Raw genomic sequence first — 23,574 nt, 5'->3', positions numbered from 1 at the left:
TCAGCGCAGAACCCGCACCATCAGCGTCTCGCCACCCTTGAGGTTGTCGAACGTGTAGGGACCGCCGCTGCAATCCTCGACCTTGCGCAGGCCGTCATATCCCCAAAGCTCGACGCGTCTTGCCCAGTCTGGCAGGGTCAGCGTCCAGCTGTGGCCCGGGGCATCCGTCCAGCCTTCCCGGTTCTGCCAGACGTAGAGATCGCCCTTTTCGCCTGAGAGATGGAACATGCCCGTGTGCCGAGGATCCGCCGAGACGAAGCGCATGTCTCCGGCGATATCCAGGACGCGCTGCAGCACCTTGGCGCGAACTTCCGGAAGCCAGGGGTTCTCACGGGCGGCCATGGCATAGCCGGGGCCTTCGAAGCGACCGGTATCGAGGAGGCTCCAGGGAAAGGCCAGAACCATCGCGGGTCGGTCATTGTTGCCGACGACGCCGAAATTGTCCCAGGCCGCCGTCAGGAACAGGCTGGCGATCAGTGAGCGGTTCTCCCACTCGCCCTCGCGCGTCACGTTGAATTCCGTCGCATAGAAATTGATGTCGCGGGTGATGCCGAGCGTCGTCTTGATCTTGTCGAAGCAGTTTTGCGCCGAGAACTGCCGGCCCGCGGTCAACGGATAGAATTGGTAATTGTAGTAGGTGTGCAGGTCGATGCCGTCCAGCTTGCCGTTTTCGAACAGGTCGGCGATCGCCGGACCGTAGCCCCTGAGCGTTGCATCGCCATCGATATTGCAGGCAGCGAAACCGGCGGGCACAACCTTCAGCGACGGATCGACGGAGTGGACGCCGTCGGCCAAGCCTTCCATCGCATCGTGATAGGCCTGTTTAGGGATGGTGTTCTGCACGTCTGGTTCGTTGACTGCCGTGTATGTCGTCACGCCATAGCCGTCGTCGATCCCGTTTTCACGGGCCCAGTCGCCGCCCGGGCGAAAGCGCTCCGCCATGGCCTTCCCGGCCTTGAACCAGTCGTCGTAGGAGCCGATTGGCTGCGGAGGGTCGAGGGTCTGGTAACTGCCCTCGTATTCCAGCAGCATAATCGGCCAGATGCCATGCCGGTGGGCCTCCAGCATGGCGGCGTCGAAATTTGTCGGTATCGGATTGCGCTGAAGATCGCGCCAGCCATAGGAATTCATGCGGCCGAGACGTGCGCCGACGCCTTCGAGGGCCTGGTACAGGGTTGCGCTCGGGGGGCCGGTCAGATGGGTGACGAGGTTGCCGCCGCCCGTCCGCCATCTCAGGGGCGCATCGTCGCCGAATGCGAGCGTCGGCATCAGCAGCAAGGTGAGCGCGGAAAGGCAGCGCCAGGATCGCTTCCCGCCTATGCCTGCCATGCCTGCCCTGACGTCAGTGCCATTTCTCGCTCGCGATCTCTTCGGCCAGGGAGATGTACTGCTTTCCGACCTCGTCCCAATTGTATCGGAGCGAAGTGGCGATTGCACCTTTTTTCAGGGGGGCAAGACCTTCAGGGGCCGAAAAGGCCATTGTCAGCTTGGCGGCGATGTCGTCGGCATTCCGCTCGATGGCGTAGCCGTTGACGCCGTCGGCAAGATAGTTCTCGATGCCGCCGACGCGGGTGGCGAAGATCGGCACGCCGGATGCCATGGCTTCCATGCACACGAGCGAGAAGGTCTCGTAGGCGGTAGGCAGCACGAAGGCGTCGGCGATGGGGTAGATCATCTCCATGTCGCGGCGCTCGCCGGCAAAGACGATCCGCGCCGCCGTGCGAACGGCCATGTCTCTGTAGGAGTCGCCGTTTTCCGAGCCGACCACGAGCAGCCACAGATTGCTATCCGTCATCTTCTCCATCGCCGAGATGACGAAGGCGAGGCCCTTTCTGTTGTATTCGTGGCCCACGAAGAGCAGAAGCCGTGCGTCCGCCGGTATTCCGAATTCGGCCCGCATGGTCTCGCGGTTGCCAATGTTCGGGTTGAAACGGGACAGGTCGACACCGTTGGGAATGACCTTGATGCGCGCTTCCGGCACATTGTAGTGCGCGATCAGTTCCTGCTTCACGCGCTCCGAAACCGCGACATAGCGCTTGAAGCGCAGGCCGCCGATCATGATGCGGTCGCGCACCGCCACCCAGGCGTGCAGCGGGTTGAAGAGCCACGCCACTTGCCCGGCGCGCCGCTTTTCTCTCAGGCTTTCGGCGTTGACGGCGTGAATGACGACGATATCGCCGACGAGACTGTCACCATGGCTGATGATGATCGAGTTGTCCTTGGCCAATTCGGCGAACTTCGAGGCAATGGCAAATATCGGCACGACGATCATCCGGCCGACATATTTCATGGCGCCGCGTTTGGGGACGCGGGAAAGCCAGCGCACCAGCGGCCTTATCTTCACGCTTGACGGCGTGTCATTGGCATAGGTGGAGCAGACGACGGAATTGGGTTGGCCGAGGCGGCCGAGCGCAAGAGCAAGGTCCCAGGCGACGCGTTCCACGCCACCGACAGTACTGAATTCCTGAATGATCTGTGCGACCTCAAATTCCATGCCCAACTCCAAGACAAACCGTCCCAAAAAGCGCCGGAGGTCGATTAAGGTGTAAGACGCAGCACAGTATGTCCCGTTTTGGGATGTTTCATCCCGGAACACTTTGATATCATAAACTAAATTTAAAGGATGTGAATGGGAAGGCGGCGCTCCCGGACATTAAATTTTCGTTAGGAACGGACGGGTGCGACAGCCGCCAATCCGCTCGGCGGCCGTCGTTTCCGAAGGAATTATCGAGGCTTAGTTGCCCATCTTCGGCATGGCGTCGTGGTTCATGCCGTCCATCGACTTCATATCCATGCCCTTCATGTCGCCGCCATCGTTGCCGCTGGCATTGCCGACTGCGAACTCGACGTCGACGGAGCCGGCCTTTTCGAAGACCAGCGTCGCCTTGACCATGTCGCCCTCCTTGAACGGCTTTTTGACATCCATGAACATCACATGCAGGCCGCCCTTCTTCAGTTCAACGGTCTTGCCGGCCGGGATGGCGATGCCGTCCGGCAGCTCGCGCATCTTCATGACGTTGTTTTCGACCGACATCTCATGCATCTGCACGTTGTCGGACCGGTCGGATTTGATCGCCACCAGCCGGTCGTCCGTGCTGCCGTGATTGATGATCTTCAGATAGCCGCCGCCAACCTTGGCGCCGGGGATCATGGCGCGCGAGTTGGGATGGATGATCTCGAGATCTCCGACCTTGAACTCATGCCCCCAGGCCAGCGGCGCCGTCATGAGCGCGACGATGAGCGTGAGCATACGGATTGTCGTGGTTTGCATGGTGTTTCCTTTTCCTGGATGTTTTGGGTTGAATTGGCTGAAAGCGTGGTTGGTCAGGTGAGGAGCTGCGTTCGCGGCGCAGCCTCGTCGTCGACCGCGCCGGCGATGGCGGCGATCCGCTTGCGGTCTTTGATGGTCACGAGTTCCGGGGTGGAGAAATCGATGAGCCCGGCGCGCTTGAAGCCGTTCAGGTTGCGGCTGACGGTTTCCAGCGTCAGGCCAAGCCAGTCGGCGAGGTCAACCCGCTTGAGGTAGAGGCGAAACGTGCCGGCGGCGGGACGGGCGCCATGGCCACGGCGTCCGAACTGACCGGCGAGATCGAGGATCGCCAAGGCGACCCGCTCCTGCGCCGTCCGGCGGCCGAGCAGGGTGATGTGGTCCTGCAGCCTTTGCGTGAACTCCACGAGCGCCCTGGCTTGGCCGCCGCCGTCGCGTCCATCCTCTGCGATGGTCTCGATCCGGGTGAAGGCGAGCGCCTCGGCGTGACAGCCGAGCTGGTCGGTGACGCCCTTTCCGAACACGCGGCCGGGGCCGAGAATGTCGAGTATCTGGCGGCGTCCGTCCTGCAGGGTCTGGTGCAGCGCCACGCAGCCTTCGCGGATGACGAGGAGTGCCCGTCTTCCCTTGCGTTCGATGGTGATCGCTGACCCGGCTTCGAAGCGGTTGAATGTTTGTGAGTATACGGCGACAAGCGGCCTTTGCGGCCCGTTCGCCGATCGGGCGGACGCGTTCGGGTCCGCGGTGATCCTCTGTAACATGATGTGTCGATCCGGCATGGGCGCCGGCAGAAGCCGTCAGGAGACGGAAGTCCGGCGCGAACTGTGAAAGCGGCCGCGCCAAGGCGGCTGCGGTTCAGACAGAAATGCCGGAAAGGGGAGGGGCGCGCGGTGATGCGTTGGGCGGGAAAAGCTGGCGGTAGAAGGCTTCCCGATAGGCGGGCAGCCGCTCGGTTCCGCTTATACGGACCTGCGGACCGCCGACGGAGGGCGGGACCACGAGCATTGATCCGGCGCTGATGCGGCACGCCTCGCAGCCATGGTCGTGCACATGCTTCTTGCCACCGGCCTCGTCGTCGAGGGCGCTGTCGCAGATGAACGGAATGGTGCCGTCCGGCAGCGCATAGGCGGCCAGTTCGGAGGCGGGTATCTGAGAGGCAAGTACGGGGGATTTATGCGCGAAGCCGATGGCGAACACGGCCAGCGCACACAGAATGTGCAACAGGTTCCTGATCGTCCCGATCCGCCGTTTCATCGATGCCCCACTCGAAAGACGGGCATCGAATATCACCCGGCCTTCGAAATGACAATGCGGCAATTTGGGCGTGCATTTCTGCCTGTCGAGAGTTGAATCGGAAAAATCCCTGCTCTACGACTGGCGGCGATGGTTCCGCCATCTCCCCGAAACAGGGACGGCGGATGAAAAGGGAACATGGTGAGGCGTACCCATCAGGGACCGAGACCATGGCTGCCCCCGCAACTGTGAGCGGCGAATGACGCCTTGATGCCACTGGCTTTGAAGAGAAGTCGGGAAGGCAGGCCGAATGAAGACCCGCGAGCCAGGAGACCTGCCATCATCGCCGGGCATTTCGCCCATTCTCATCACTTGCCGCGCGGTGGGCGCGGAAAGGAGTCAACATGCATATCGAACCCGGCGTCGTCGACGGCGCCAAGATCGTTCTTTCCTACGCAACGGCAGCCGGAGCCCTCGGGCTTGGCCTCAAGATGGCGGTCGACACCGTCCGTCACGATGGCGGCGTCGCAGCGCTTGCCATGCGCAGCACGGTCACGACCGCGCTGGTCTTTTCCTTCTTCCAGGTCCTTCCGCATCATGCGGTCGGCGTTTCCGAGGTGCACCTGATCCTCGGCTCGACGCTGCTGTTGATGTTCGGGGCGGGGCCGGCGGCGATCGGCCTGGCGCTGGGGCTCTTGATCCAGGGCGTCTTCTTCGCGCCCTTCGACCTGCCACAATACGGCATGAACGTCACCACGCTGCTCGTGCCGCTCTGGGCCATCAGCGCGGTCGCGCGCCGCATCATTCCTGCCCGCACGGCCTATGTCGACGTGACCTACAAGCAGGCGCTGGCGCTTTCGACCACCTATCAGGGCGGCATCGTTGCCTGGGTCGCCTTCTGGGCGCTCTACGGCCAGGGCTTCGGTGCTCAGAACCTTGCCGCCGTCGGTTCGTTCGGCGTCGCCTATATGAGTGTCGTGCTCATCGAGCCGCTGATCGACCTCGCCGTGCTTGCCGCCGCCAAGTCCTTCAACAAGGCAAGCCGCGGCCCGCTTTTCGCGCGTCGCCTGCATCAGGCCGGCTGATCCCGGTCCGACGAAACCGGAAGGGCGCGGACTGTGGACTGCGCCTTTCCCTCTTCGAAGGCCCGGGCTTCACGCCAGAGACACGCGCGTTTGATGGCCGGCCCCTTGGCGTTCGGGCGGCGATGCGCTAGACCTTCATCTTGGTAAATTCGTTTCTATACTAACGATATGTGGAGGGTGCCATGGCTGGCAGGCTGGTGATCGTCGGGGCAGGGCAGGCGGGCTTCGCGCTGGCGGCCAAGTTGAGGGCCCTGAAGGACGAACGTCCGATCACGATCCTCGGCGCCGAGGCGAGCCTTCCCTACCAGCGCCCGCCGCTGTCCAAGAAATATCTTCTCGGCGAGATGACCTTCGACCGCCTGCTGTTCCGGCCGGAAAGCTGGTTCGCCGACAACAACGTCGACATCCGCCTGTCTGCCTGGGTTGAGGAGATCGACCGGGCCGCGAAGACTGTCCGCCTGCAGGACGGCACGCGGGTCGAATACGAGACGCTGGCGCTTGCCACCGGCGCCACGCCGCGCAAGCTGCCGGAAGCGATTGGCGGCGAGCTCGCCGGCGTCTTCACCGTCCGCGACAAGGATGATTGCGACCGGCTTGCGGAGGCGATGACGCCCCGCCGCCGGCTGCTCGTCATCGGCGGCGGCTACATCGGCCTGGAGGCGGCAGCCGTCGCCCGCAAGCTCGGCCTCGAGGTCACCGTCATCGAAATGGCGGACCGCATCCTCAAGCGCGTCGCGGCGAAGGAAACCGCCGACATCATGCGCGCCGTCCACGAAAGCCACGGCGTCGTCATTCGCGAGGAAACCGGCCTGCATCGCCTGATCGGCGAGGACGGCAAGGTAACCGGCGCCGAACTCTCGGACGGCTCCACCATTCCCGTCGATCTCGTCGTCGTCGGCATCGGCGTCACGCCCAACGATCGCGCCGCCGCGATGGCTGGTCTTGCCGTCGCCAACGGGATCGTCGTGGATGCGCACTGCCGGACCTCCGATCCGTCCATCTACGCCATGGGCGACTGCGTGGTCTTTCCATGGCAGGGCGAGGAGATCCGCCTCGAAAGCGTCCAGAACGCCGTCGACCAGGCCGAGGCCGCCGCGGCCGTCATGGCCGGCGGCGATGCGGCATACGACCCGAAACCATGGTTCTGGTCGGACCAGTACGACGTCAAGCTGCAGATCGCCGGCTTCAACAGGGGCTACGACGAAACCCTGCTGCGCCCCGGCCAACGGGAAGGCGCCGCTTCCGTCTGGTATTTCCGCGATGGACGCCTGATCGCCGTCGACGCGATCAACGATGCCAAGGCCTATGTGACCGGCAAGAAGATGCTGGAGAGCGGCATCAACCCGGACAAGAGCGTGCTCGCCGATCCGGCCTCGGACCTGAAGGCATTGCTGGGCTGAGGCCTCGGCCCGCGTCTTGTGTCCCGATTTGCGACTTTGACCCCGCCATTTTGCGGCAAATGCGGGTATCGTTAAAACCATGCAGCCCCTGTTTGCAGATCTTTAAGGTATCGAGACTTAAATCATTGGCATTCAATGACATGACGTCAGGAACGGGCAAATGGAAAGCGGGAACACAGAAGAAAGACGCAGGGAGCACCGGATGCGGTCGCTCAAGGCGGGACGCATCGTTTTCAATCACGAATACAGCACCATCAACTGCACGGTGCGCAACATGTCGGCAACGGGCGCCAAGCTGCTCGTCGAAAACGCAATGCAGATCCCCGAGACGTTCGAACTCGTCTTATCCGACGACACCCGGCATGCCTGCGAGATCAAGTGGCGCAAGCTGAAGGAAATCGGCGTCGCATTCGTCTCCTGAGATCGCCTCGCAATTTTTCCTAAAAAATATCGTCAAGCAAGGAACCAACGGCCGATCGGCGCGTTTTCCCACCGAACTCGAAAGAGAACGGGAAAGGAAACAACGTGATCCGCGCTTTAATACTTTGGCTCTTGGGCGTGCCCTTCGTGGTCGTTCTGCTGATTTGGTATTTCTTCTTCTAGGAGAGACGCGGATTGATAAAGGTCCCCGTCAGGAAGCGGATCTGCCATGTCGCCCCCCCCTCCGCCCCGGCAGATTCTGTTCCTGAAATGAAAACCCCGCAGACATGATGTCTGCGGGGTTTTCTTCATGCTTGGGAGGCAATTTCGCTCAGTCGAGCTTGTCGAGAATTTCGGCCGCCTTGCCGGCGCTGACGCGGCGGATTTCGGCCTCGTCGCGGCGGTTGGCGAAAATCTCGGTCGCCATCAGCTGGTCGGCGAGATCGGTCGGCAGCGACAGCAGCACGCGGGCATCCGCGGCATTGATGCCGGAAAGGTCCGAACGCTTCGCCGTGATCATGCCGCCGGCCACCGTGTTGTTGGTGTCCGGGTCGATCAGGATGAAGGCGCCCGTGAAGCGGTTCTGCTCGTAGGGGTCGAAGATCGCCGCCTCGTCGAAGGAGAGGTGCACCTTGCCTATGGCGTTCATCGTGAAGGCTTCGTCGGTCTGCTCCCACTTGCCGGACTTCAGGTCCAGACGGCTGACCGGCTGGACCTGCACGCGCTGGCGGCGCGAACCGGACTTCAGCCAGTAGCGCTTGCCGGGCTGGATGCCGTCCGGCTGCAGCGCGACGATCTGCGCGTCGAAGGAAAGGCCCGTCTGCGGCTGGCTGTCGAGCGAAACGATCATGTCGCCGCGCGCGACGTCGACCTGCCGGTCGAGGACGAGCGTGATGGCATCGCCGGCAACGGCGGCGTTGCGCACGAGGTCGAAGGTGACGATCTGCTTGACGTTGGCGATCATGCCCGACGGCAGGATGGCGACGCTGTCGCCCGGCTTGACCGCGCCGCCGGCGACCGTGCCCTGATAGCCACGGAAGCTTTCGCCCGGACGCGACACGCGCTGCACCGGCAGGCGGAAGCCGACGGTCTGCGCGGAGCGGACGGTGGCGAGTTCCAGCGTTTCGGCGAGCGTCGGGCCGTCATACCAGGGCATGGACGCCTTGCCGTCATAGACGACGTTCTCGCCTTTGAGCGCCGACATCGGAATGGCGGTCACCTGCTTGACGCCGAGCGACAGGGCGAGCTCGCGGAATTCGTGCGCGATGCGCTCATAGCCGGCCTTGTCGTAGCCGGTGAGGTCGATCTTGTTGACGGCGAGCACGAACTGGCGGATGCCCATCAGCGTCGCGATCGTGGCGTGCCGGCGGGTCTGTTCCAGGATGCCGGTGCGGGCATCGACCAGCAGCACGGCGAGATCGGCGGTCGAGGCGCCGGTCGCCATGTTGCGGGTATACTGCTCGTGGCCGGGCGTGTCGGCGACGATGAAGGAGCGCTTGTCGGTCGAGAAGTAGCGATAGGCGACGTCGATCGTGATGCCCTGTTCGCGCTCGGCCTGCAGGCCGTCGAGAAGCAGGGCGAAGTCCGGCAGGCCGAGATCGTTCTGCTTGCCCTTCGAATCGCGCTCGAGGGTCGCGGCCTGGTCTTCCTTGACCGCCTTGGTGTCCCACAGAAGGCGGCCGATCAGCGTCGACTTGCCGTCATCGACCGAGCCGCAGGTGATCAGGCGGAGCGGGCGCGAATCGCGGGTGGCTTTTTCCGGCGCGGTTTCCGGGATGGCGGAAACGGCTGCTGCTGCAATGGCGGTCATCTCAGAAATATCCTTCGCGTTTCTTCTTTTCCATCGAACCGGCCTGGTCCCTGTCGATCGCACGGCCCTGGCGTTCGGAGACGGTGGCGATCTCCAGTTCGGCGATCACTTCGTCGAGTGTGGTGGCATTGGAGCGGATACCGCCGGTCAGCGGCCAGCATCCGAGCGTGCGGAAGCGCAGCATGCCTTCCTGGATCTGTTCGCCCGGCAGCGGCTCGAAGCGCGGGTCTTCGGCCCACATCAGCATGCCGTCGCGCTCCACGTATTTGCGCGGCTTGGCATAGTAGAGCGGCGGCAGCGGAATGGCTTCGGCCTGGATGTAGCGCCAGATGTCGACTTCGGTCCAGTTGGACAGCGGGAAGGCGCGCACGCTTTCGCCGCGGCGGATCATGCCGTTATAGACGTTCCACAGTTCCGGGCGCTGGTTGCGCGGATCCCATTTGTGGTCGGGCGTGCGGAAGGAGTAGATGCGCTCCTTGGCGCGGCTTGCCTCTTCGTCGCGGCGCGCGCCGCCGAAGGCCGCATCGTACTTGCCGGCGTCGAGCGCCTGGCGCAGCGCTTCCGTCTTCATCACGTCGGTGTGGTAGGACGAGCCGTGGCTGAAGGGGCCGATACCTTCGGATGCACCGCGCGGATTGGTGTAGACGACGAGGTCGAGGTCGAACCGCCGCGCCATCTCGTCACGGAAGGAAATCATTTCCGGGAACTTCCAGCCGGTGTCGATGTGCAACAGCGGAAAGGGCACGCGGCCGGGATAGAAGGCCTTGCGCGCCAGATGCAGCAGCACGGAGGAATCCTTGCCGATCGAGTAGAGCATGACCGGGTTCTCGAACTCGGCTGCGACCTCGCGGATGATATGGATCGCTTCGTTTTCCAGCGCCTTCAGGTGCGGATCGAGCGGCGCCTTGGTCGGCGGATCCTGGATATGGGCATCGAACTCGGAAATATGCATCTGTCTTGCCTTCTTCAGAACCGGATATGCCGGTTCAATCCTTTGGTTGTTTCTGCCCCTCACCCTGACCCTCTCCCCGCGAGCGGGGAGAGGGGATGCTGCGGCTACTGTTTGTCTCCTTCTCCCCGCAGGCGGGGAGAAGGTGCCGGCAGGCGGATGAGGGGCCCTTGATCTCTAGAGTGAACTCGACGTGATCGACGAAGCCGCGGCTTCCGGAACGTGCAGGCCGCATTCGCGCTTCTCGTCGTTCTCCCACCACCAGCGGCCGGCGCGTTCCGGCTCGCCGGGCTTGATGGCGCGGGTGCAGGGCTCGCAGCCGATCGACGGATAGCCGCGCGCATGCAGCGGATTGACCGGCACGTCGTGCTCGGCGACGAAGGCGCGGATCGACTCGATGTCGAAATCGGCCAGCGGATTGATCTTGATGAGGCCGCGCTCGGCGTCATATTCGGCAAACGGCGTGTCGGAACGGTTGCCCGACTGGCCGCGGCGCAGCCCGGTGATCCAGACGGATGCGCCTTCCAGCGCACGCGCCAGCGGCTTCAGCTTGCGCACGGAACAGCAGGCGTGGCGCGCCTCGACGCTCTCGTAGAAACCGTTCATGCCGTACTTGGCGGCATAATCCTCGACATCCGCCTGGTTCGGCTGGAAGCGGCGGATGTTGATGCCGTAGCGCTCCTCGGTTTCACCGATCAGGTTGACGGTCTCGGCAAACAGCCGGCCGGTCTCCAGCGTCACGACGTCGATCGGCAGACAGTGCATGCCGATGGCGTGGGTGATCACCTGGTCCTCGATGCCGAGCGAGGTCGTGAACACCGAGCGGCCACCCAGTTCGGAGACCAGCGCCAACCGGCCCGCGAGGTCGAGGCCCGCAAGCTTTTCATTCAGCGATTCCGCAGCTTCACTTTTGCCGATGGCGGTCATGAGGATCCATCCAGTCTTTGTCAGTCCATTCCTATTGAGCCGGAGTATTTCAGGTCGGCCGCATGAAGGACAGAAAAACGGATTTCCAAACAACAGGCGGGGGGAGCAAATATCTCTCCAGAGCGCCGATAACGCGCAAAAGCGTGACCGCGCCCGCTTTCCGCCCCCGCGCGCACTTGATTTGAAGGCCATTCGCAGGCACACCGGCCTGAGAGGGAATGAGGACGTGCCGCCACCGGGGCGGCGGGCAATTGGCAGCGATGATTTCACAGAAGGCAAAATACGCATTGAGAGCGCTGGTGGCCCTTGCCAGGGCCGACAACAGCAAGCCCCTGCTGATCTCCGAAATCGCCGAAGGCCAGAAAATCCCGAAGAAGTTCCTCGAGCAGATTCTGCTGAGCCTGCGCAACCAGGGCATCGTCGAGAGCCGGCGCGGCCGCGACGGCGGATACCGTCTCCTGCGCCCGGCCGATCAGATCACCTTCGGCGAAATCCTGCGCATCATCGACGGCCCGATCGCGCCGCTGCCCTGTCTGTCGCTGACCGCGTACAGGCGCTGCGAAGACTGTTCGGGCGAGGACAGCTGCGAGATCCGCCAGGTCTTCGCCCGTGTCGCGGATGCCACGCGGCAGGTGCTTTTCCACACGACCATCGCCGACTCGATCGCCGATGAAAGCGACCCGATCGACGCTTTGGCGTGAGCTTTTGGGCCCCTGAAGGCTGAAACGGCTTTCTTCCGCCCGCCATCCTTTCACCGTCACCATTGCTGCCAGAACCGATTTTCAGGGAATGATTTTCGACGCCGTCCCGCACGCCGGGAACCTCTTTTGCGTTCCGTATGTGGATTGTTGACTAACTCTACCTAGTCGATAGAGTTTTAGTGCAATCGATAAACGGAGGTAACAGCATGTCACGCAGAAAGCTGAAATACGGTGTCTTCACCCTGGCGATCTATCTGGCCGCGGGCACGATCATCCCGGCCATCGCCGGCCAGGAAATCCTCAACGTCTCCTATGATCCGACCCGCGAGTTCTACAAGGACTACAACGTCGCCTTCGAAAAATACTGGAAGGGAAAGACCGGCGAGGACGTCACCATCGATCAGTCGCATGGCGGCTCCGGCAAGCAGGCGCGCTCGGTCATCGACGGCCTCGACGCCGACGTCGTGACGCTGGCGCTGGAGGCGGACATCGACGCGATCGCCGCCAGGACCGGAAAGATCCCGGAAAACTGGCGGACGCTGCTCCCGGACGACAGCGCTCCCTACACCTCGACCATCGTCTTCCTGGTCCGCAAGGGCAATCCGAAGGGCATTCACGACTGGGGCGATCTCATCAAGGACGGCGTCCAGGTGGTCACCCCCAATCCCAAGACCTCCGGCGGCGCCCGCTGGAATTTCCTCGCCGCCTGGGCCTGGGCCGAGAAGCAGTATGGCGGCGACGACGCCAAGGTTGGCGACTACATCACGAAGCTCTTCCAGCATGTGCCCGTGCTCGACACCGGCGCCCGCGGCGCCACGCAGACATTCGCCGAGCGCGGTCTGGGCGACGTGCTGATCTCCTGGGAAAACGAGGCCTTCCTGGCGCTCGATGAACTCGGGCCGGACGAGTTCGACATCGTCGCCCCCTCGGTCTCGATCAAGGCCGAGCCGTCCGTGGCCCTGGTGAAGGGCAATGCCGATGCCAAGGGCACGACGGCGGTCGCCCAAGCCTATCTCGAATATCTCTATTCACCGGAAGGCCAGTCGCTTGCCGCCAGCCACTACTACCGGCCGTCCGATCCGTCCGGTGTCGATCCGAAGCTGCTCGCCCGCTTCCCGAAGCTCGACCTCGTGACGATCGCCGATTTCGGCGGCTGGAAGAGTGCACAGCCGAAATTCTTCGGCGACGGCGGCGTCTTCGACACGCTCTACAAGCCGGGGAACTGATCGCATGGCTGCCGCTCTGTCCTCAAAGAGCTGGCAGTGGCGAAAACCGAGCGTCATTCCGGGTTTCGGACCGGCGCTCGGCCTCTCGCTCGCCATGCTCACCCTCGTGGTTCTCATTCCGCTCTCGGCTCTGGTGCTGAGGGCGGGGGCGCTCGGCCCGACGGGCATTCTGGCCCTGGCCGCCGAGCCGCGGATCGCCGCCGCGCTGAAGACCAGCTTCCTGTCCGCGCTCGTCGCCGCGGCGGTCAATGCGGTCTTCGGCACGCTGACCGCCTGGGCGCTGACGCGCTACCGGTTTCCCGGGCGCCGTCTCGTCGATGCGATCGTCGATCTTCCCTTCGCCCTGCCGACGGCGGTGGCCGGCATCGCGCTGACCGCCATCTATTCGCCGAAGGGCCTTGTCGGCCAGTTCTTCGCCGCGCTCGGCGTCAAGATCGCCTATGCGCCGCCCGGCATCGTCGTCGCCCTGATCGCCGTCGGCTTTCCTTTCGTGGTCCGCACCGTGCAGCCGCTGATCGAGGAGATCAGCCGCGAGACGGAGGAAGTCTCCGCCACGCTCGGCGCGACGCGGCTTCAGACGCTCGTCCGCGTGGTCTTCCCCCATCTTCTGCCGGCGATCCTGACCGGCTTTGCGCTGGCGCTCGCCCGCGGCATCGGCGAATACGGGTCGGTGATCTTCATCGCCGGGAATATTCCCTATGTCTCCGAGATCGCGCCGCTGCTGATCGTCATTCGTCTCGAGGAGTTCAACTATCCGGCGGCGACCGCGATCGCCACGATCATGCTGGTGATCTCCTTCCTGATGCTCTTCCTCATCAATCTCATCCAGAGCTGGAGCCAGAAGCGGGGAGGCGGACATGGTCGATGAGACAACCTCAGTCGCCACGTTTCCTGTCCCGAAGGCACAGGATCCGGTGTCCGAACCCGTCGCCGTCCGCGTGACGGTCATCGGGCTGGCGCTCCTCTTCCTCACGCTGTTCCTGGTCCTGCCGCTGGGCACGGTCATCGCCCAGACCGTGCGCGCCGGCTGGCCGAGCTTCGTCGAGGCGATCGGCGATCCCGACACGCTGGCGTCGATCCGCCTGACGCTCGCCGTCGCCGCCGTCGCGGTGCCGTTCAACCTCGTCTTCGGCATCTCTGCCGCATGGGCGATCGCCAAGTTCGATTTTCGCGGGAAGACCTTCCTGACGACGTTGATCGACCTGCCGTTCTCCGTTTCGCCGGTCATCGCGGGCCTCGTCTACGTCCTCCTCTTCGGGGCGGATTCCTGGCTCGGCCCACGGCTGAAGGATCTCGGCTTTCCCGTTATCTTCGCCTTTCCGGGCATCCTGCTGGCCACGATCTTCGTGACCTTCCCGTTCATCGCCCGCGAGGTCATCCCGCTGATGGAGGCGCAGGGCACCGGCGACGAGGAGGCGGCGATTTCGCTCGGTGCCTCCGGCTGGCAGACCTTTTTCCGGGTCACGCTGCCCAACATCAAATGGGCGCTGCTCTACGGCGTCCTTCTCTGCAACGCCCGCGCCATGGGCGAGTTCGGCGCCGTTTCGGTCGTCTCGGGCCATGTGCGCGGCAAGACCAACACCATGCCGCTGCAGATCGAGGTCCTCTACAACGACTACAACATCGCCGGCGCCTTCGCTGTCGCTTCGCTGCTCGCCGTACTGGCGCTGGTGACGATGGGGCTCAGGGCCGTGCTCGAACTGAAATTCGGCAATGACGTCGGCAACGGCGCGCACAGATAGGAGAGGATGATGGATATCCGCATTGACAAGATCCGCAAGGAATTCGGGGATTTTCCGGCGCTGCACGATGTGTCGCTGAACATCCGCTCCGGCGAACTCGTGGCGCTGCTCGGCCCGTCGGGCTCCGGCAAGACCACATTGCTCCGGCTCGTCGCCGGCCTCGAACAGCCGACCCAGGGGCGCATCCTGTTCGGCGGCGAGGACGCCTCCTGGAAAAGCGTGCAGGAGCGTCAGACCGGCTTTGTCTTCCAGCATTACGCGCTGTTCCGCCATATGACGGTGTTCGACAACATCGCCTTCGGCCTCGAGGTGCGCAAGCGACCGGACCGCCCGCCGAGGGCCGAGATCCGCCGCCGCGTCCTGGAGCTGCTCGACATGGTCCAGCTTGCCGGCCTCGAGGGCCGCTATCCGGCGCAGCTTTCGGGCGGCCAGCGCCAGCGCGTGGCGCTCGCCCGCGCCATGGCGATCGAGCCGAAGGTGCTGCTGCTCGACGAACCGTTCGGCGCGCTCGACGCCAAGGTGCGCAAGGACCTGCGCAAATGGCTGAGAGAATTCCACGACCGCACCGGCCACACGACGCTGTTTGTCACCCACGACCAGGAGGAGGCGCTGGAACTGGCCGACCGGGTCGTGGTCATGAGCAACGGGCGGATCGAGCAGGTGGGCTCGGCGGATGACATCTACGACCAGCCGGAATCGCCCTTCGTCTTCTCCTTCGTTGGCGACAGCGCCAGCCTGCCGGTGCTGGTCGACGGCTCCGAGGTTCTCTTCAACATGGCGCCGAGCGGCGTTCATGCCGACAGGCGGCATGCCGGCTCGACGCGGATCTATTTCCGGCCGGCGGATGTCGAACTGGTGGAGGAGGGACCGTCCCTCAAGGGCAGGGTGGTGTCGGTCCGCCGGCTCGCCGGCACCCGCATCGCGGAGATCGACACCGGCATCGGTCCGGAGGGCCTCATCGAGATCGACGTGCCGCTGAACCTCGCGGCCGAGCCGGGCCGGGAGATTTCCTTCCGGCCGACCCGCTGGGAGCTCTTCTGAGCGATTACTTCGCCGGGGTGGCTTCGTCGGCCTCGGCGGGATCCTGCTCGGCGCGCTGGCTGGCGCGCGTGTGCCGGATGCTGTCGGCGATGAAGGCGCGCGACAGGCCGTGGTAGAGCGGCTCGGGCGACAAGAGGCGCGAGGTGATGTAGCCGAGCATGGCGGTCGCCATGATGGCGATCACGCTTTCATGGTTGCCGGTCATTTCCAGGATGATGACGAAGGCGGTCATCGGCGCCTGCACGACGCCGGCGAAATAGCCGGCCATGCCGAGCAGCGCCGCCAGGCCGATATTGGTGCCGAGCGCCATGCCGACGGTCGAGCCGAAGCCGGCGCCGACGGCAAGCGAGGGCGCGAAGATGCCGCCCGGAATGCCGGAGATCATCGACAGGAAACCGGCGATGAGCTTGCCGACGAAGAAGAAGGGATCGGCCGCCTGACCTTCCAGCGCGCCGCGCGCCACGTCGTAGCCGGTGCCGAAGGTGGTGCCGCCGAAGGCGACGCCGATGACGGCCACACCAAGTCCGCAGCCGCCGGCGAGCAGCAGCGCGCGCTTCAGCGGTGCGGTCAGCGTCCAGCGTTTGATGCGGATCGACAGGTACAGCGCGCCGCCCGAAAAGGCCGCGCCGAGAATGCCGCCGCCGATGCCGCAGATGAAGACCAGCGCCCATTCGACCATGCCGATCGAGACTTCGTTCATCGTGCCGAAATAGGTGTAGTGGCCGACGAGGCCGAGGGCCGCGAGGCCGGAGAGGATTACGGCGGTGAGCACCGCGCCGTTGGCGCGCGATTCGAAGCTGCGGCTCATCTCCTCGATGGCGAACACGATGCCGGCGAGCGGGGTGTTGAAGGCGGCGGCGATGCCGGCGGCCGAGCCGGAAAGAATGAGGCCGCGCGCCTGCGCCATGCCGCCGATCTTGGCGGCATACTGCATGATCGCCGCACCGACCTGCACGGTCGGGCCTTCACGGCCGATCGAGGCGCCACAGAACAGGCCGACGATGGTCAGCGCCACCTTGCCGACCCCGACCTTCATCGACAGAAGCCGTTCGCGGGCCTCGTGCGAGCGCAGGTGCCGCGCGGCGATCGCCTGCGGGATGCCGGACCCTTGCGAGTTCGGAAAATAGACGACGGCCATATAGGCGCAGAAGACGAAGCCGGCCGGGGTGATGATCAGCGGCAGGTAGGCGTGCCATGCCGGACCGCCGGTCGTCAGCGCCTGGAAGTAATGCTGCGCCATGTCCGCCGCCTTGGCGAACAGGACGGAGACCACGCCGATCGCCAGCGCGCCGATCCAGAACACTGCGCGCGGTTTCCAAAGCCGGGCCGACCCCCAGAAAACGCGTGACCGTCTGAGGAGTTTCGCTTTCCGGTAATTTGGCATTTTTTTATGGCGCTTTCAGGCGGTTGGAGGGGCGGCTGCAACGGGGCTGATAGCAGGGGTTAAACTCCCCTTGTTCCTCACTTTCAAGGTTGGTCCCGGAATTTTTCCAAAAAACTTCGGCCCTTGCCGCGATTCTACCTGTCGCTCGTCTCCCAGCGCGGGTTGATCCACGGCTCCTGGTTGGAGCGGGGCAGGGGATCGCGGCCGAGAATGTGGTCGGCGGCCTTCTCGCCCGTCATGATCGACGGGCCGTTGAGGTTGCCGTAGGTCACGTGCGGGAAGATTGACGAGTCGGCGACGCGCAGGCCCTCGACGCCGATCACGCGGCAATGCGGATCGACGACCGCCATCGGGTCGTTCGCCGAGCCCATCTTGCAGGTGCCGCACGGGTGATAGGCGCCCTCCAGATGCTCGCGCAGGAAGGCGTCGATCTGCTCGTCGCTCTGGACGCGCGGGCCGGGCGAAAGCTCGGGACCGCGATAGGGATCGAAGGCCGGCTGCGAGAAGATCTCGCGGGTGATGCGGACCGCATGGCGGAACTTCACCCAGTCTTCCTGCTCGCTCATGTAGTTGAACTGGATGACCGGCGGCGCAGCGACATCCGGCGAGCGCAGCGTTACCTGGCCGCGCGACTTCGACATGTTGTAGCCGACATGGGCCTGGAAACCGTGCGCCTTGGCGGGCGACGAGCCGTCATAGGAAATCGCCATAGGCAGGAAGTGATACTGGATGTCCGGCCACTTGACGCCTGCTGCCGAGCGGATGAAGGCGGCCGCCTCGAACTGGTTGGAGGTGCCGATGCCCTTCTTGAAGAACAGCCACTGCGCGCCGATGACGCCCTTCCAGAACCAGTTGTTCTTCGAATAGAGCGTGATCGGCTGCAGGCAGTGCTGCTGCATGTAGAATTCAAGATGGTCCTGCAGGTTCTGGCCGACGCCGGGACGGTCGGCGACCACGTCGATGCCCATTTCCTTCAGGTGTTCCGCCGGGCCGATGCCCGACAGCATCAGGAGCTTCGGCGAGTTGAAGGCCGAGGCTGCGATGATCACTTCCTTGCGGGCGCGCACGGCATCGACATTGCCGCCGCGTTCGATTTCGACACCGACGGCGCGGCCGTTCTCGATCATGATGCGGCGGGCGAAGCAGCGGATCAGGTGGCAGTTCTTGCGTTTGAGCGCCGGACGCAGATAGGCGTTGGCGGTCGACCAGCGCCGGCCCTTCCAGCTCGTCTGCTCCATCAGGCCGAAGCCTTCGCCCTTCTCGCCGTTATAGTCTTCCGTACCTTCGAAACCGGCCTGCTGTCCGGCCTCGATGAAGGCCTTGTAGAGCGGATTGGCCGCTTCGCCACGGCGCACATGCAGGGGACCGTCGGTACCGCGCCAGCCCTCCTGGCCGCCATGCGAACTCTCCATCCGCTTGAAATAGGGCAGCACGTCGGCATAGGACCAGCCCCGCGCGCCGAGATCTTCCCAGCGGTTGAAGTCTTCCGCGTGGCCGCGCACATAGACCATGCCGTTGATCGAGGACGAGCCACCGACGACCTTGCCGCGCGGCGCGATCATCCGGCGGTTGTTCAAGTGCGGCTCGGGCTCGCTGACATAGCCCCAGTTATAGCGGTTCATGCCCATCGGATAGGCGAGTGCCGCCGGCATCTGCACGAAGGGGCCGACGTCGGAGCCGCCGAATTCCAGAACGATCACGGAATTCTTGCCGTCCCCGGACAGCCGGTAAGCCATGGCGGCGCCCGCCGAACCCGAACCGATGATGACGTAATCTGCCTGCATGTTATTCTCCGGAGCCTATTGCCCTTGGGACGTGAATTCCGGGCACTGGGATAGGGTCTCCACCGGCCAGGTCTGCGAACTGACGAATGAAGAGATTGATCAAAATATAGCAATTAGCTATATTGCTGTAATGAAGGCGATCCAGTACAGCCGCGACGCGAAGAAAAGCCTCGACCGTATGCAGCCAAAACGCCGGTTGGCGATCATCGCAAAACTGGAAGCCTACGCACGCGGCGAAAGCGTAGACATAAAGAAGATGCAGGGTAGCGAGTACTACCGCATCCGGGTTGGCCAGGACCGCGTCATCATCGACGATCAAGGTATCGTCGTCATGGTTATCGATGCTGGCCCTCGCGGCGGCATATACAAGGAGTGATGAGACGTGGGCGACATTCAGCGGCTGACCATTGACGGCAAGAACTACATTCTGCTGAGCGAGGAAGACTATGAGGATCTCGTTGATGTCATCCACGCCAACAAGATCATGGCGCGCGTCGCCGCGGGCGAGGAAACATGGCCTCACGAACTGGTTGTGGAACTTGCCGCGACCGACAGCCGTCTCCGCACCTACCGAAAATATCGTGGCATGACCATGGCTGCGCTGGCGAAGGCTGCGGGCATATCGCAACCCCATCTTTCTGACATCGAGAACGGGAAAAAGACGGGATCGGTCGACGTGTTGAAACGCCTCGCCAACGCGCTCTCCGTCGATCTCGACGATCTGGTTGTCTGACCCGCTCATCTTTCTCAACCTCAATACGGCGCGTCGACCGGTCCCATCGAGACGTAGACGGTCTTCAGCTCCGAATAGTGGTCGAGCGCGGCAAGCGAGTTCTCGCGGCCGAAGCCGGAGCTCTTGACGCCGCCGAACGGCATTTCGACCGGGGTCAGGTTGTAGGCGTTGATCCACACCGTGCCTGCCTCGATCTGGTCCGCAACCCGGTGGCCGCGGGTGATGTCGGCGGTGAAGACGCCGCCCGCGAGGCCGAATTCGGTCGAGTTCGCCCGGGCGACCACTCCCTCTTCCGTGTCGAAATCGAGAACCGACATGACCGGCCCGAAGATTTCCTCGCGGGCGATCGTCATGTCGTCGGTGACGTCGGCAAACACGGTCGGCTGGATGTAGGAGCCTTCAGCCGGCACGTCGTTGGGAATGCCGCCGCCGGTCACCAGCCGCGCGCCTTCCTTCTTCGCCGTCTCCATGTAGCCGAGCACCTTTTCGCGCTGGGCAGCCGAGACCATCGGGCCGAGCTGGGTCGCCTCGTCCATAGGATCGCCGAGCTTGATGACTTCGGTGCGTTCCTTGAGGCGGGCGAGGAACTTTTCCTTGATGCCCTTCTGGACGAAGACGCGGGTGCCGTTCGAGCAGATCTGCCCGGTCGAATAGAAATTGCCGAGCATCGCCCCGCCGATCGCGTCTTCCAGCGACGCGTCGTCGAAGACGATCAGCGGCGACTTGCCGCCAAGCTCCATGGTGACGTGGCGGAGACCGGAAGCTGCCGCCTCATAGACCTTGCGGCCGGTCGGAACCGAGCCGGTCAGCGACACCTTGGCGACGTCCTTGTGGTTGACGAGCAGCGGCCCGGTCGCCCGGTCGCCCTGCACGACGTTAAACACGCCCTTCGGCACGCCGGCCTCGATGAAGATCTCTGCGATCTTGAGCGCGCCGAGCGGCGTCATTTCCGAAGGCTTGAAGACCATGGCATTGCCGCAGGCGAGCGCCGGTGCAGCCTTCCAGCAGCAGATCTGCTGCGGATAGTTCCAGGCGCCGATGCCGACGCACACGCCGAGCGCCATGCGCTTGGTATAGGCGAAGCTCTCGCCGAGCGGGATGTAGTCGCCGTTTAAACCGGCCGCTGCGACGCCGCCGAAGAATTCGAGCGAATCCGCGCCGGAGGAGGGGTCGGCGACGATCGTTTCCTGGATCGGCTTGCCGGTGTCGAGCGTTTCCAGTTCGGAGAGCGCGCGGTTTCTCTCGCGGATGATGTCGGCGGCCTTGCGCAGGATGCGGCCGCGCGCCGACGGCGCCATGGCAGCCCATTCCTTCTGTGCGCGCTTGGCACTGGCCACGGCCTTTTCGACGATTGCAGGCGTTGCCGCATGCAGCCTGGCGATCACCTCTCCGGTGGCCGGATAGATGCTGTCGAAGGGCGTGCCGCTCGTGTCCTCGACATAGTCTCCGTCGATGAAGTGGCTGGCTTTCGGTTGTGCTCGCATTATTCGCCCCTTGGGTAACGCTTTGATTCTTCGAGGATGTTCAAATCCATGTGGTTGCGCATGTAGCGCTCGGATGCCTTCTGCAGCGGCTGGTGGTCCCATGGATAGTAGGCGCCGTTTCGAAGCGCCTCGTAGACCACCCAGCGCCGCGCCTGGCTTTCGCGCACGGCAGCGTCGAAGGCGTCCATGTCCCAGCGTGCCGCGCATTTGGCGCGGAAGCCGGCGATGACGTCGGCATGGGCCGGATCGTCGGCAAGGTTGGTCATTTCACGCGGATCGGCGTCGACGTCGAACAGCTGTTCCGGGTCGAGCGTGCAGTGGACGTATTTCCACTTGCCTTCGCGGATCGCCACCATCGGCGCATAGGAGCCTTCGGCGGCATATTCCATCAGCACCGGCGAGGTGCGCGTCCCGCCGTCGATGACCGGCTTCAGGCTTTCGCCGTCCGTCCACGGCATGATCTCGTCGAGCGAGATGCCGGCGAGATCGGCAAGCGTCGGCGTCACGTCGAGATTGGAGACGGGCGCGAGATGCCGGCCCGCCGTAATGCCCGGTCCGGCGACCATCAGGGGCACGCGGGCTGAGCCTTCGAAGAAGTTCATCTTGAACCACAGGCCGCGTTCGCCCAGCATGTCGCCATGGTCGGAGCAGAACAGGATGTAGGTGTTGTCCAGCAACCGCGTGCGCGTCAGCGTGTCGATCAGCTCGCCGACCTTCTCGTCGAGATAGGAGATGTTGGCGAAATAGGCCTGGCGCGAGCGGCGGACGTCTTCCTTCGTGATCGAGAAGTTCTCGTAGTCGCAGGCGAGCATCAGCCGCTTCGAATGCGGGTCCTGCTCTTCGAAGGGAATGTCGCCGATGACCGGCTCCAGGTGCTCGCAATCCTCATAGAGATCCCAGAATTTCCGCCGCGCCACATAGGGGTCGTGCGGATGGGTGAAGGAGACGGTCAGGCACCACGGGCGACGCTGAGCGTCGTCGTTCTCGCGGGCGAGATGATAGAGCTTCTGGTTGGCCAGGAACGCGACCTCGTCGTCATATTCCATCTGGTTGGTGATCTCGGCCACTCCGGCGCCGGTCACCGAGCCGAGATTGTGGTACCACCAGTCGATCCGCTCGCCGGGCTTGCGATAGTCGGGCGTCCAGCCGAAGTCGGCCGGGTAGATGTCGGTCGTCAGCCTTTCCTCGAAACCGTGCAGCTGGTCCGGCCCGACGAAGTGCATCTTGCCGGAGAGCGCCGTGTAATAGCCGGCGCGGCGCAGGTGATGCGCATAGGTCGGGATCGAGGAAACGTATTCCGCCGCATTGTCGTAGACGCGCGTGCGGCTCGGCAGCTGGCCTGCCATGAAGGAGGCGCGCGCCGGTGCGCAGAGCGGCGACGAGGTATAGTTGTTGGTAAAGCGCGCCGATCGGGCGGCGAGCGCCTTGAGATTAGGCGCGTGCAGGAAGTCGGCCGGGCCATCCGGGAAGAAGGTGCCGTTCAGCTGGTCGACCATGATGATCAGGATATTGGGACGTTCCGTCATGCTGCGCCTCCCGCGCGTTCGAATGGCCTGAGCTTGATTGTCAGGTAATCCTCGATCAGGGCGACGGAGGCGCTGGAAGAGACCGGCGCCGACTTCAGGCTCTGGCGAATGTAGAGACCGTCGATCATCGCCGCCGCGCCTTCCGCGATCCGCACCGCATCATCGGGCGGGCAGATGCGCTTCAGACCGGAGAGCAGGTTGGAGCGCAGCCGCTTGGCATAGATGACCAGCAGCCGGCGGGTTTCCTCCGAGCGCTGCGCCTCGGCGTAGAAGGCCAGCCACGCGGCGATCGTGCCGGGCGCGAACTGGTCTTCCTGGAAGCTGACCCGCAGGATCGCCGACAGCCGCTCGCGCGGCGAGGCGGCATTGGTCAGTGCCGCCGTGACGTCTTCGCGCAGGTCGCGCAGCAGCGAGCGCACGGTTTCCAGCAGCAGCTGTTCCTTCGAGCCGAAATAATGGTGCGCCAGCGCCGACGAGACGCCGGCCTCCCTGGCGATTTCCGCCATGGTCACGCTCAGCGACCCGTGCTGGCCTATGGTCAGCAGCGCGGCATCGATCAGCGCCTTGCGGCGCACCGGTTCCATTCCGACTTTGGGCATGATGGGGTCCTTTCCGGCGCAGGATATTTTTTATTGACTGATCAATCAAGAAAAAACTCACTGGCCGCTTTTGTGGCTTCTGCGCTGCGACACCGAGGTATTTTGACAGTACCCCCGATTGGGACCATAATGACTGTGGCGTTTGTAGAGGATGTGTCAAAACCCTGTCCGTGATGGGACGGCGCTCGCAGCGGAAAGTTCCGGCGACGAGATAAGCCCGCAATGCCATCCCCGGACGATGTCCCGGGCCGCCGCAAGGCAT

23 protein-coding genes and 1 riboswitch are annotated in these 23,574 nt (G+C 63.7%); of the genes, 10 read left to right on the top strand and 13 right to left on the bottom strand.

Annotation, left to right across the window (positions count from 1 at the left end; all coding sequences use genetic code 11):
- The 5 genes from ACU5AY_RS12215 to ACU5AY_RS12195 all read right to left on the bottom strand — a co-directional run bounded on the left by ACU5AY_RS12215 (position 1) and on the right by ACU5AY_RS12195 (position 4,522).
- Entirely contained in the window at positions 1-1,329 is a 1,329-nt protein-coding gene (locus ACU5AY_RS12215; RefSeq protein WP_446826413.1) for a hypothetical protein, read from the bottom strand.
- 13 nt (positions 1,330-1,342) lie between these two features.
- Positions 1,343-2,494, bottom strand: coding sequence for a glycosyltransferase family 4 protein (locus ACU5AY_RS12210; protein WP_446826412.1), 1,152 nt, complete (start codon positions 2,492-2,494; stop codon positions 1,343-1,345).
- A gap of 240 nt (positions 2,495-2,734) precedes the next feature.
- Complete coding sequence (locus ACU5AY_RS12205) at positions 2,735-3,271, bottom strand: copper chaperone PCu(A)C (RefSeq protein WP_446826411.1); 537 nt, start codon at positions 3,269-3,271, stop codon at positions 2,735-2,737.
- A gap of 53 nt (positions 3,272-3,324) precedes the next feature.
- Entirely contained in the window at positions 3,325-4,029 is a 705-nt protein-coding gene (locus tag ACU5AY_RS12200) for a helix-turn-helix domain-containing protein (protein ID WP_446826410.1), read from the bottom strand.
- Positions 4,030-4,123: 94 nt separating this feature from the next.
- A complete protein-coding gene (locus tag ACU5AY_RS12195; RefSeq protein WP_446824977.1) occupies positions 4,124-4,522 on the bottom strand; it encodes a hypothetical protein in 399 nt (132 codons plus the stop codon).
- A 113-nt stretch (positions 4,523-4,635) separates the two neighbouring features.
- A riboswitch (cobalamin riboswitch) is annotated at positions 4,636-4,857 on the top strand.
- A gap of 48 nt (positions 4,858-4,905) precedes the next feature.
- Between ACU5AY_RS12195 and ACU5AY_RS12190 the strand changes: the two genes are divergently transcribed.
- The 3 genes from ACU5AY_RS12190 to ACU5AY_RS12180 all read left to right on the top strand — a co-directional run bounded on the left by ACU5AY_RS12190 (position 4,906) and on the right by ACU5AY_RS12180 (position 7,407).
- On the top strand, positions 4,906-5,586 hold the full coding sequence (locus ACU5AY_RS12190) for an energy-coupling factor ABC transporter permease (RefSeq protein ID WP_446826409.1): 681 nt from the start codon (positions 4,906-4,908) through the stop codon (positions 5,584-5,586).
- 182 nt (positions 5,587-5,768) lie between these two features.
- Positions 5,769-6,986 carry an NAD(P)/FAD-dependent oxidoreductase gene (locus ACU5AY_RS12185; RefSeq protein ID WP_446826408.1) on the top strand — a complete coding sequence of 406 codons (1,218 nt, stop codon included), beginning with the start codon at positions 5,769-5,771 and terminating at the stop codon, positions 6,984-6,986.
- Between the two features lie 202 nt (positions 6,987-7,188).
- Positions 7,189-7,407, top strand: coding sequence for a PilZ domain-containing protein (locus ACU5AY_RS12180; protein WP_446826407.1), 219 nt, complete (start codon positions 7,189-7,191; stop codon positions 7,405-7,407).
- A 330-nt stretch (positions 7,408-7,737) separates the two neighbouring features.
- Here the strand turns inward: ACU5AY_RS12180 and cysN are convergent, their stop codons facing one another.
- From cysN to ACU5AY_RS12165, 3 genes are all read right to left on the bottom strand, one after another.
- Positions 7,738-9,216 carry a sulfate adenylyltransferase subunit CysN gene (gene cysN, locus ACU5AY_RS12175; RefSeq protein ID WP_446826406.1) on the bottom strand — a complete coding sequence of 493 codons (1,479 nt, stop codon included), beginning with the start codon at positions 9,214-9,216 and terminating at the stop codon, positions 7,738-7,740.
- A gap of 1 nt (position 9,217) precedes the next feature.
- Entirely contained in the window at positions 9,218-10,168 is a 951-nt protein-coding gene (gene cysD, locus ACU5AY_RS12170) for a sulfate adenylyltransferase subunit CysD (RefSeq protein ID WP_446826405.1), read from the bottom strand.
- A 174-nt stretch (positions 10,169-10,342) separates the two neighbouring features.
- Positions 10,343-11,092 (bottom strand): phosphoadenylyl-sulfate reductase, encoded by a 750-nt coding sequence (locus ACU5AY_RS12165; RefSeq protein ID WP_446826404.1) that lies wholly within the window; start codon positions 11,090-11,092, stop codon positions 10,343-10,345.
- 260 nt (positions 11,093-11,352) lie between these two features.
- Here ACU5AY_RS12165 and ACU5AY_RS12160 point away from each other — a divergent pair, with 260 nt between their 5' ends.
- The 5 genes from ACU5AY_RS12160 to ACU5AY_RS12140 all read left to right on the top strand — a co-directional run bounded on the left by ACU5AY_RS12160 (position 11,353) and on the right by ACU5AY_RS12140 (position 15,802).
- Positions 11,353-11,793 (top strand): RrF2 family transcriptional regulator, encoded by a 441-nt coding sequence (locus ACU5AY_RS12160; protein WP_446824970.1) that lies wholly within the window; start codon positions 11,353-11,355, stop codon positions 11,791-11,793.
- Between the two features lie 206 nt (positions 11,794-11,999).
- On the top strand, positions 12,000-13,019 hold the full coding sequence (locus tag ACU5AY_RS12155; RefSeq protein ID WP_446826403.1) for a sulfate ABC transporter substrate-binding protein: 1,020 nt from the start codon (positions 12,000-12,002) through the stop codon (positions 13,017-13,019).
- A 4-nt stretch (positions 13,020-13,023) separates the two neighbouring features.
- The gene (cysT, locus tag ACU5AY_RS12150) at positions 13,024-13,887 is read left to right on the top strand and encodes a sulfate ABC transporter permease subunit CysT (protein ID WP_446826402.1); all 864 of its coding nucleotides are present in this window, start codon (positions 13,024-13,026) and stop codon (positions 13,885-13,887) included.
- Complete coding sequence (gene cysW, locus ACU5AY_RS12145; RefSeq protein ID WP_446826401.1) at positions 13,877-14,761, top strand: sulfate ABC transporter permease subunit CysW; 885 nt, start codon at positions 13,877-13,879, stop codon at positions 14,759-14,761. The genes cysT and cysW overlap by 11 nt, the downstream gene beginning before the upstream one ends.
- A 9-nt stretch (positions 14,762-14,770) precedes the next feature.
- Positions 14,771-15,802 (top strand): sulfate/molybdate ABC transporter ATP-binding protein, encoded by a 1,032-nt coding sequence (locus tag ACU5AY_RS12140; RefSeq protein ID WP_446826400.1) that lies wholly within the window; start codon positions 14,771-14,773, stop codon positions 15,800-15,802.
- 4 nt (positions 15,803-15,806) lie between these two features.
- Here ACU5AY_RS12140 and ACU5AY_RS12135 read toward each other — a convergent pair whose 3' ends face one another.
- Positions 15,807-17,186 carry a chloride channel protein gene (locus ACU5AY_RS12135; RefSeq protein WP_446826399.1) on the bottom strand — a complete coding sequence of 460 codons (1,380 nt, stop codon included), beginning with the start codon at positions 17,184-17,186 and terminating at the stop codon, positions 15,807-15,809.
- A gap of 134 nt (positions 17,187-17,320) precedes the next feature.
- Positions 17,321-18,970, bottom strand: coding sequence for a choline dehydrogenase (gene betA / locus ACU5AY_RS12130; RefSeq protein ID WP_446826398.1), 1,650 nt, complete (start codon positions 18,968-18,970; stop codon positions 17,321-17,323).
- Here betA and ACU5AY_RS12125 point away from each other — a divergent pair.
- Positions 18,969-19,346, top strand: a complete 378-nt coding sequence (locus ACU5AY_RS12125; protein WP_446826397.1) for a type II toxin-antitoxin system RelE family toxin — start codon at positions 18,969-18,971, stop codon at positions 19,344-19,346. The genes betA and ACU5AY_RS12125 overlap by 2 nt on opposite strands.
- Before the next feature lie 6 nt (positions 19,347-19,352).
- Positions 19,353-19,703, top strand: a complete 351-nt coding sequence (locus tag ACU5AY_RS12120) for a helix-turn-helix domain-containing protein (RefSeq protein WP_446826396.1) — start codon at positions 19,353-19,355, stop codon at positions 19,701-19,703.
- 20 nt (positions 19,704-19,723) lie between these two features.
- Here ACU5AY_RS12120 and betB read toward each other — a convergent pair whose 3' ends face one another.
- Genes betB through betI form a run of 3 tightly spaced genes read right to left on the bottom strand, consistent with a single transcriptional unit; the run spans position 19,724 to position 23,312 of the window.
- On the bottom strand, positions 19,724-21,187 hold the full coding sequence (gene betB, locus ACU5AY_RS12115) for a betaine-aldehyde dehydrogenase (protein ID WP_446826395.1): 1,464 nt from the start codon (positions 21,185-21,187) through the stop codon (positions 19,724-19,726).
- Entirely contained in the window at positions 21,187-22,713 is a 1,527-nt protein-coding gene (betC, locus tag ACU5AY_RS12110) for a choline-sulfatase (RefSeq protein ID WP_446826394.1), read from the bottom strand. The genes betB and betC overlap by 1 nt, the downstream gene beginning before the upstream one ends.
- Positions 22,710-23,312, bottom strand: coding sequence for a transcriptional regulator BetI (gene betI, locus ACU5AY_RS12105; protein ID WP_446826393.1), 603 nt, complete (start codon positions 23,310-23,312; stop codon positions 22,710-22,712). Before betI ends, betC begins: the two co-directional genes overlap by 4 nt.
- Positions 23,313-23,574 lie beyond the last annotated feature (262 nt).

It is taken from the genome of Rhizobium sp. PAMB 3174 (genome assembly GCF_052908375.1).
This window is presented reverse-complemented; position numbering and strand designations above follow the sequence as displayed.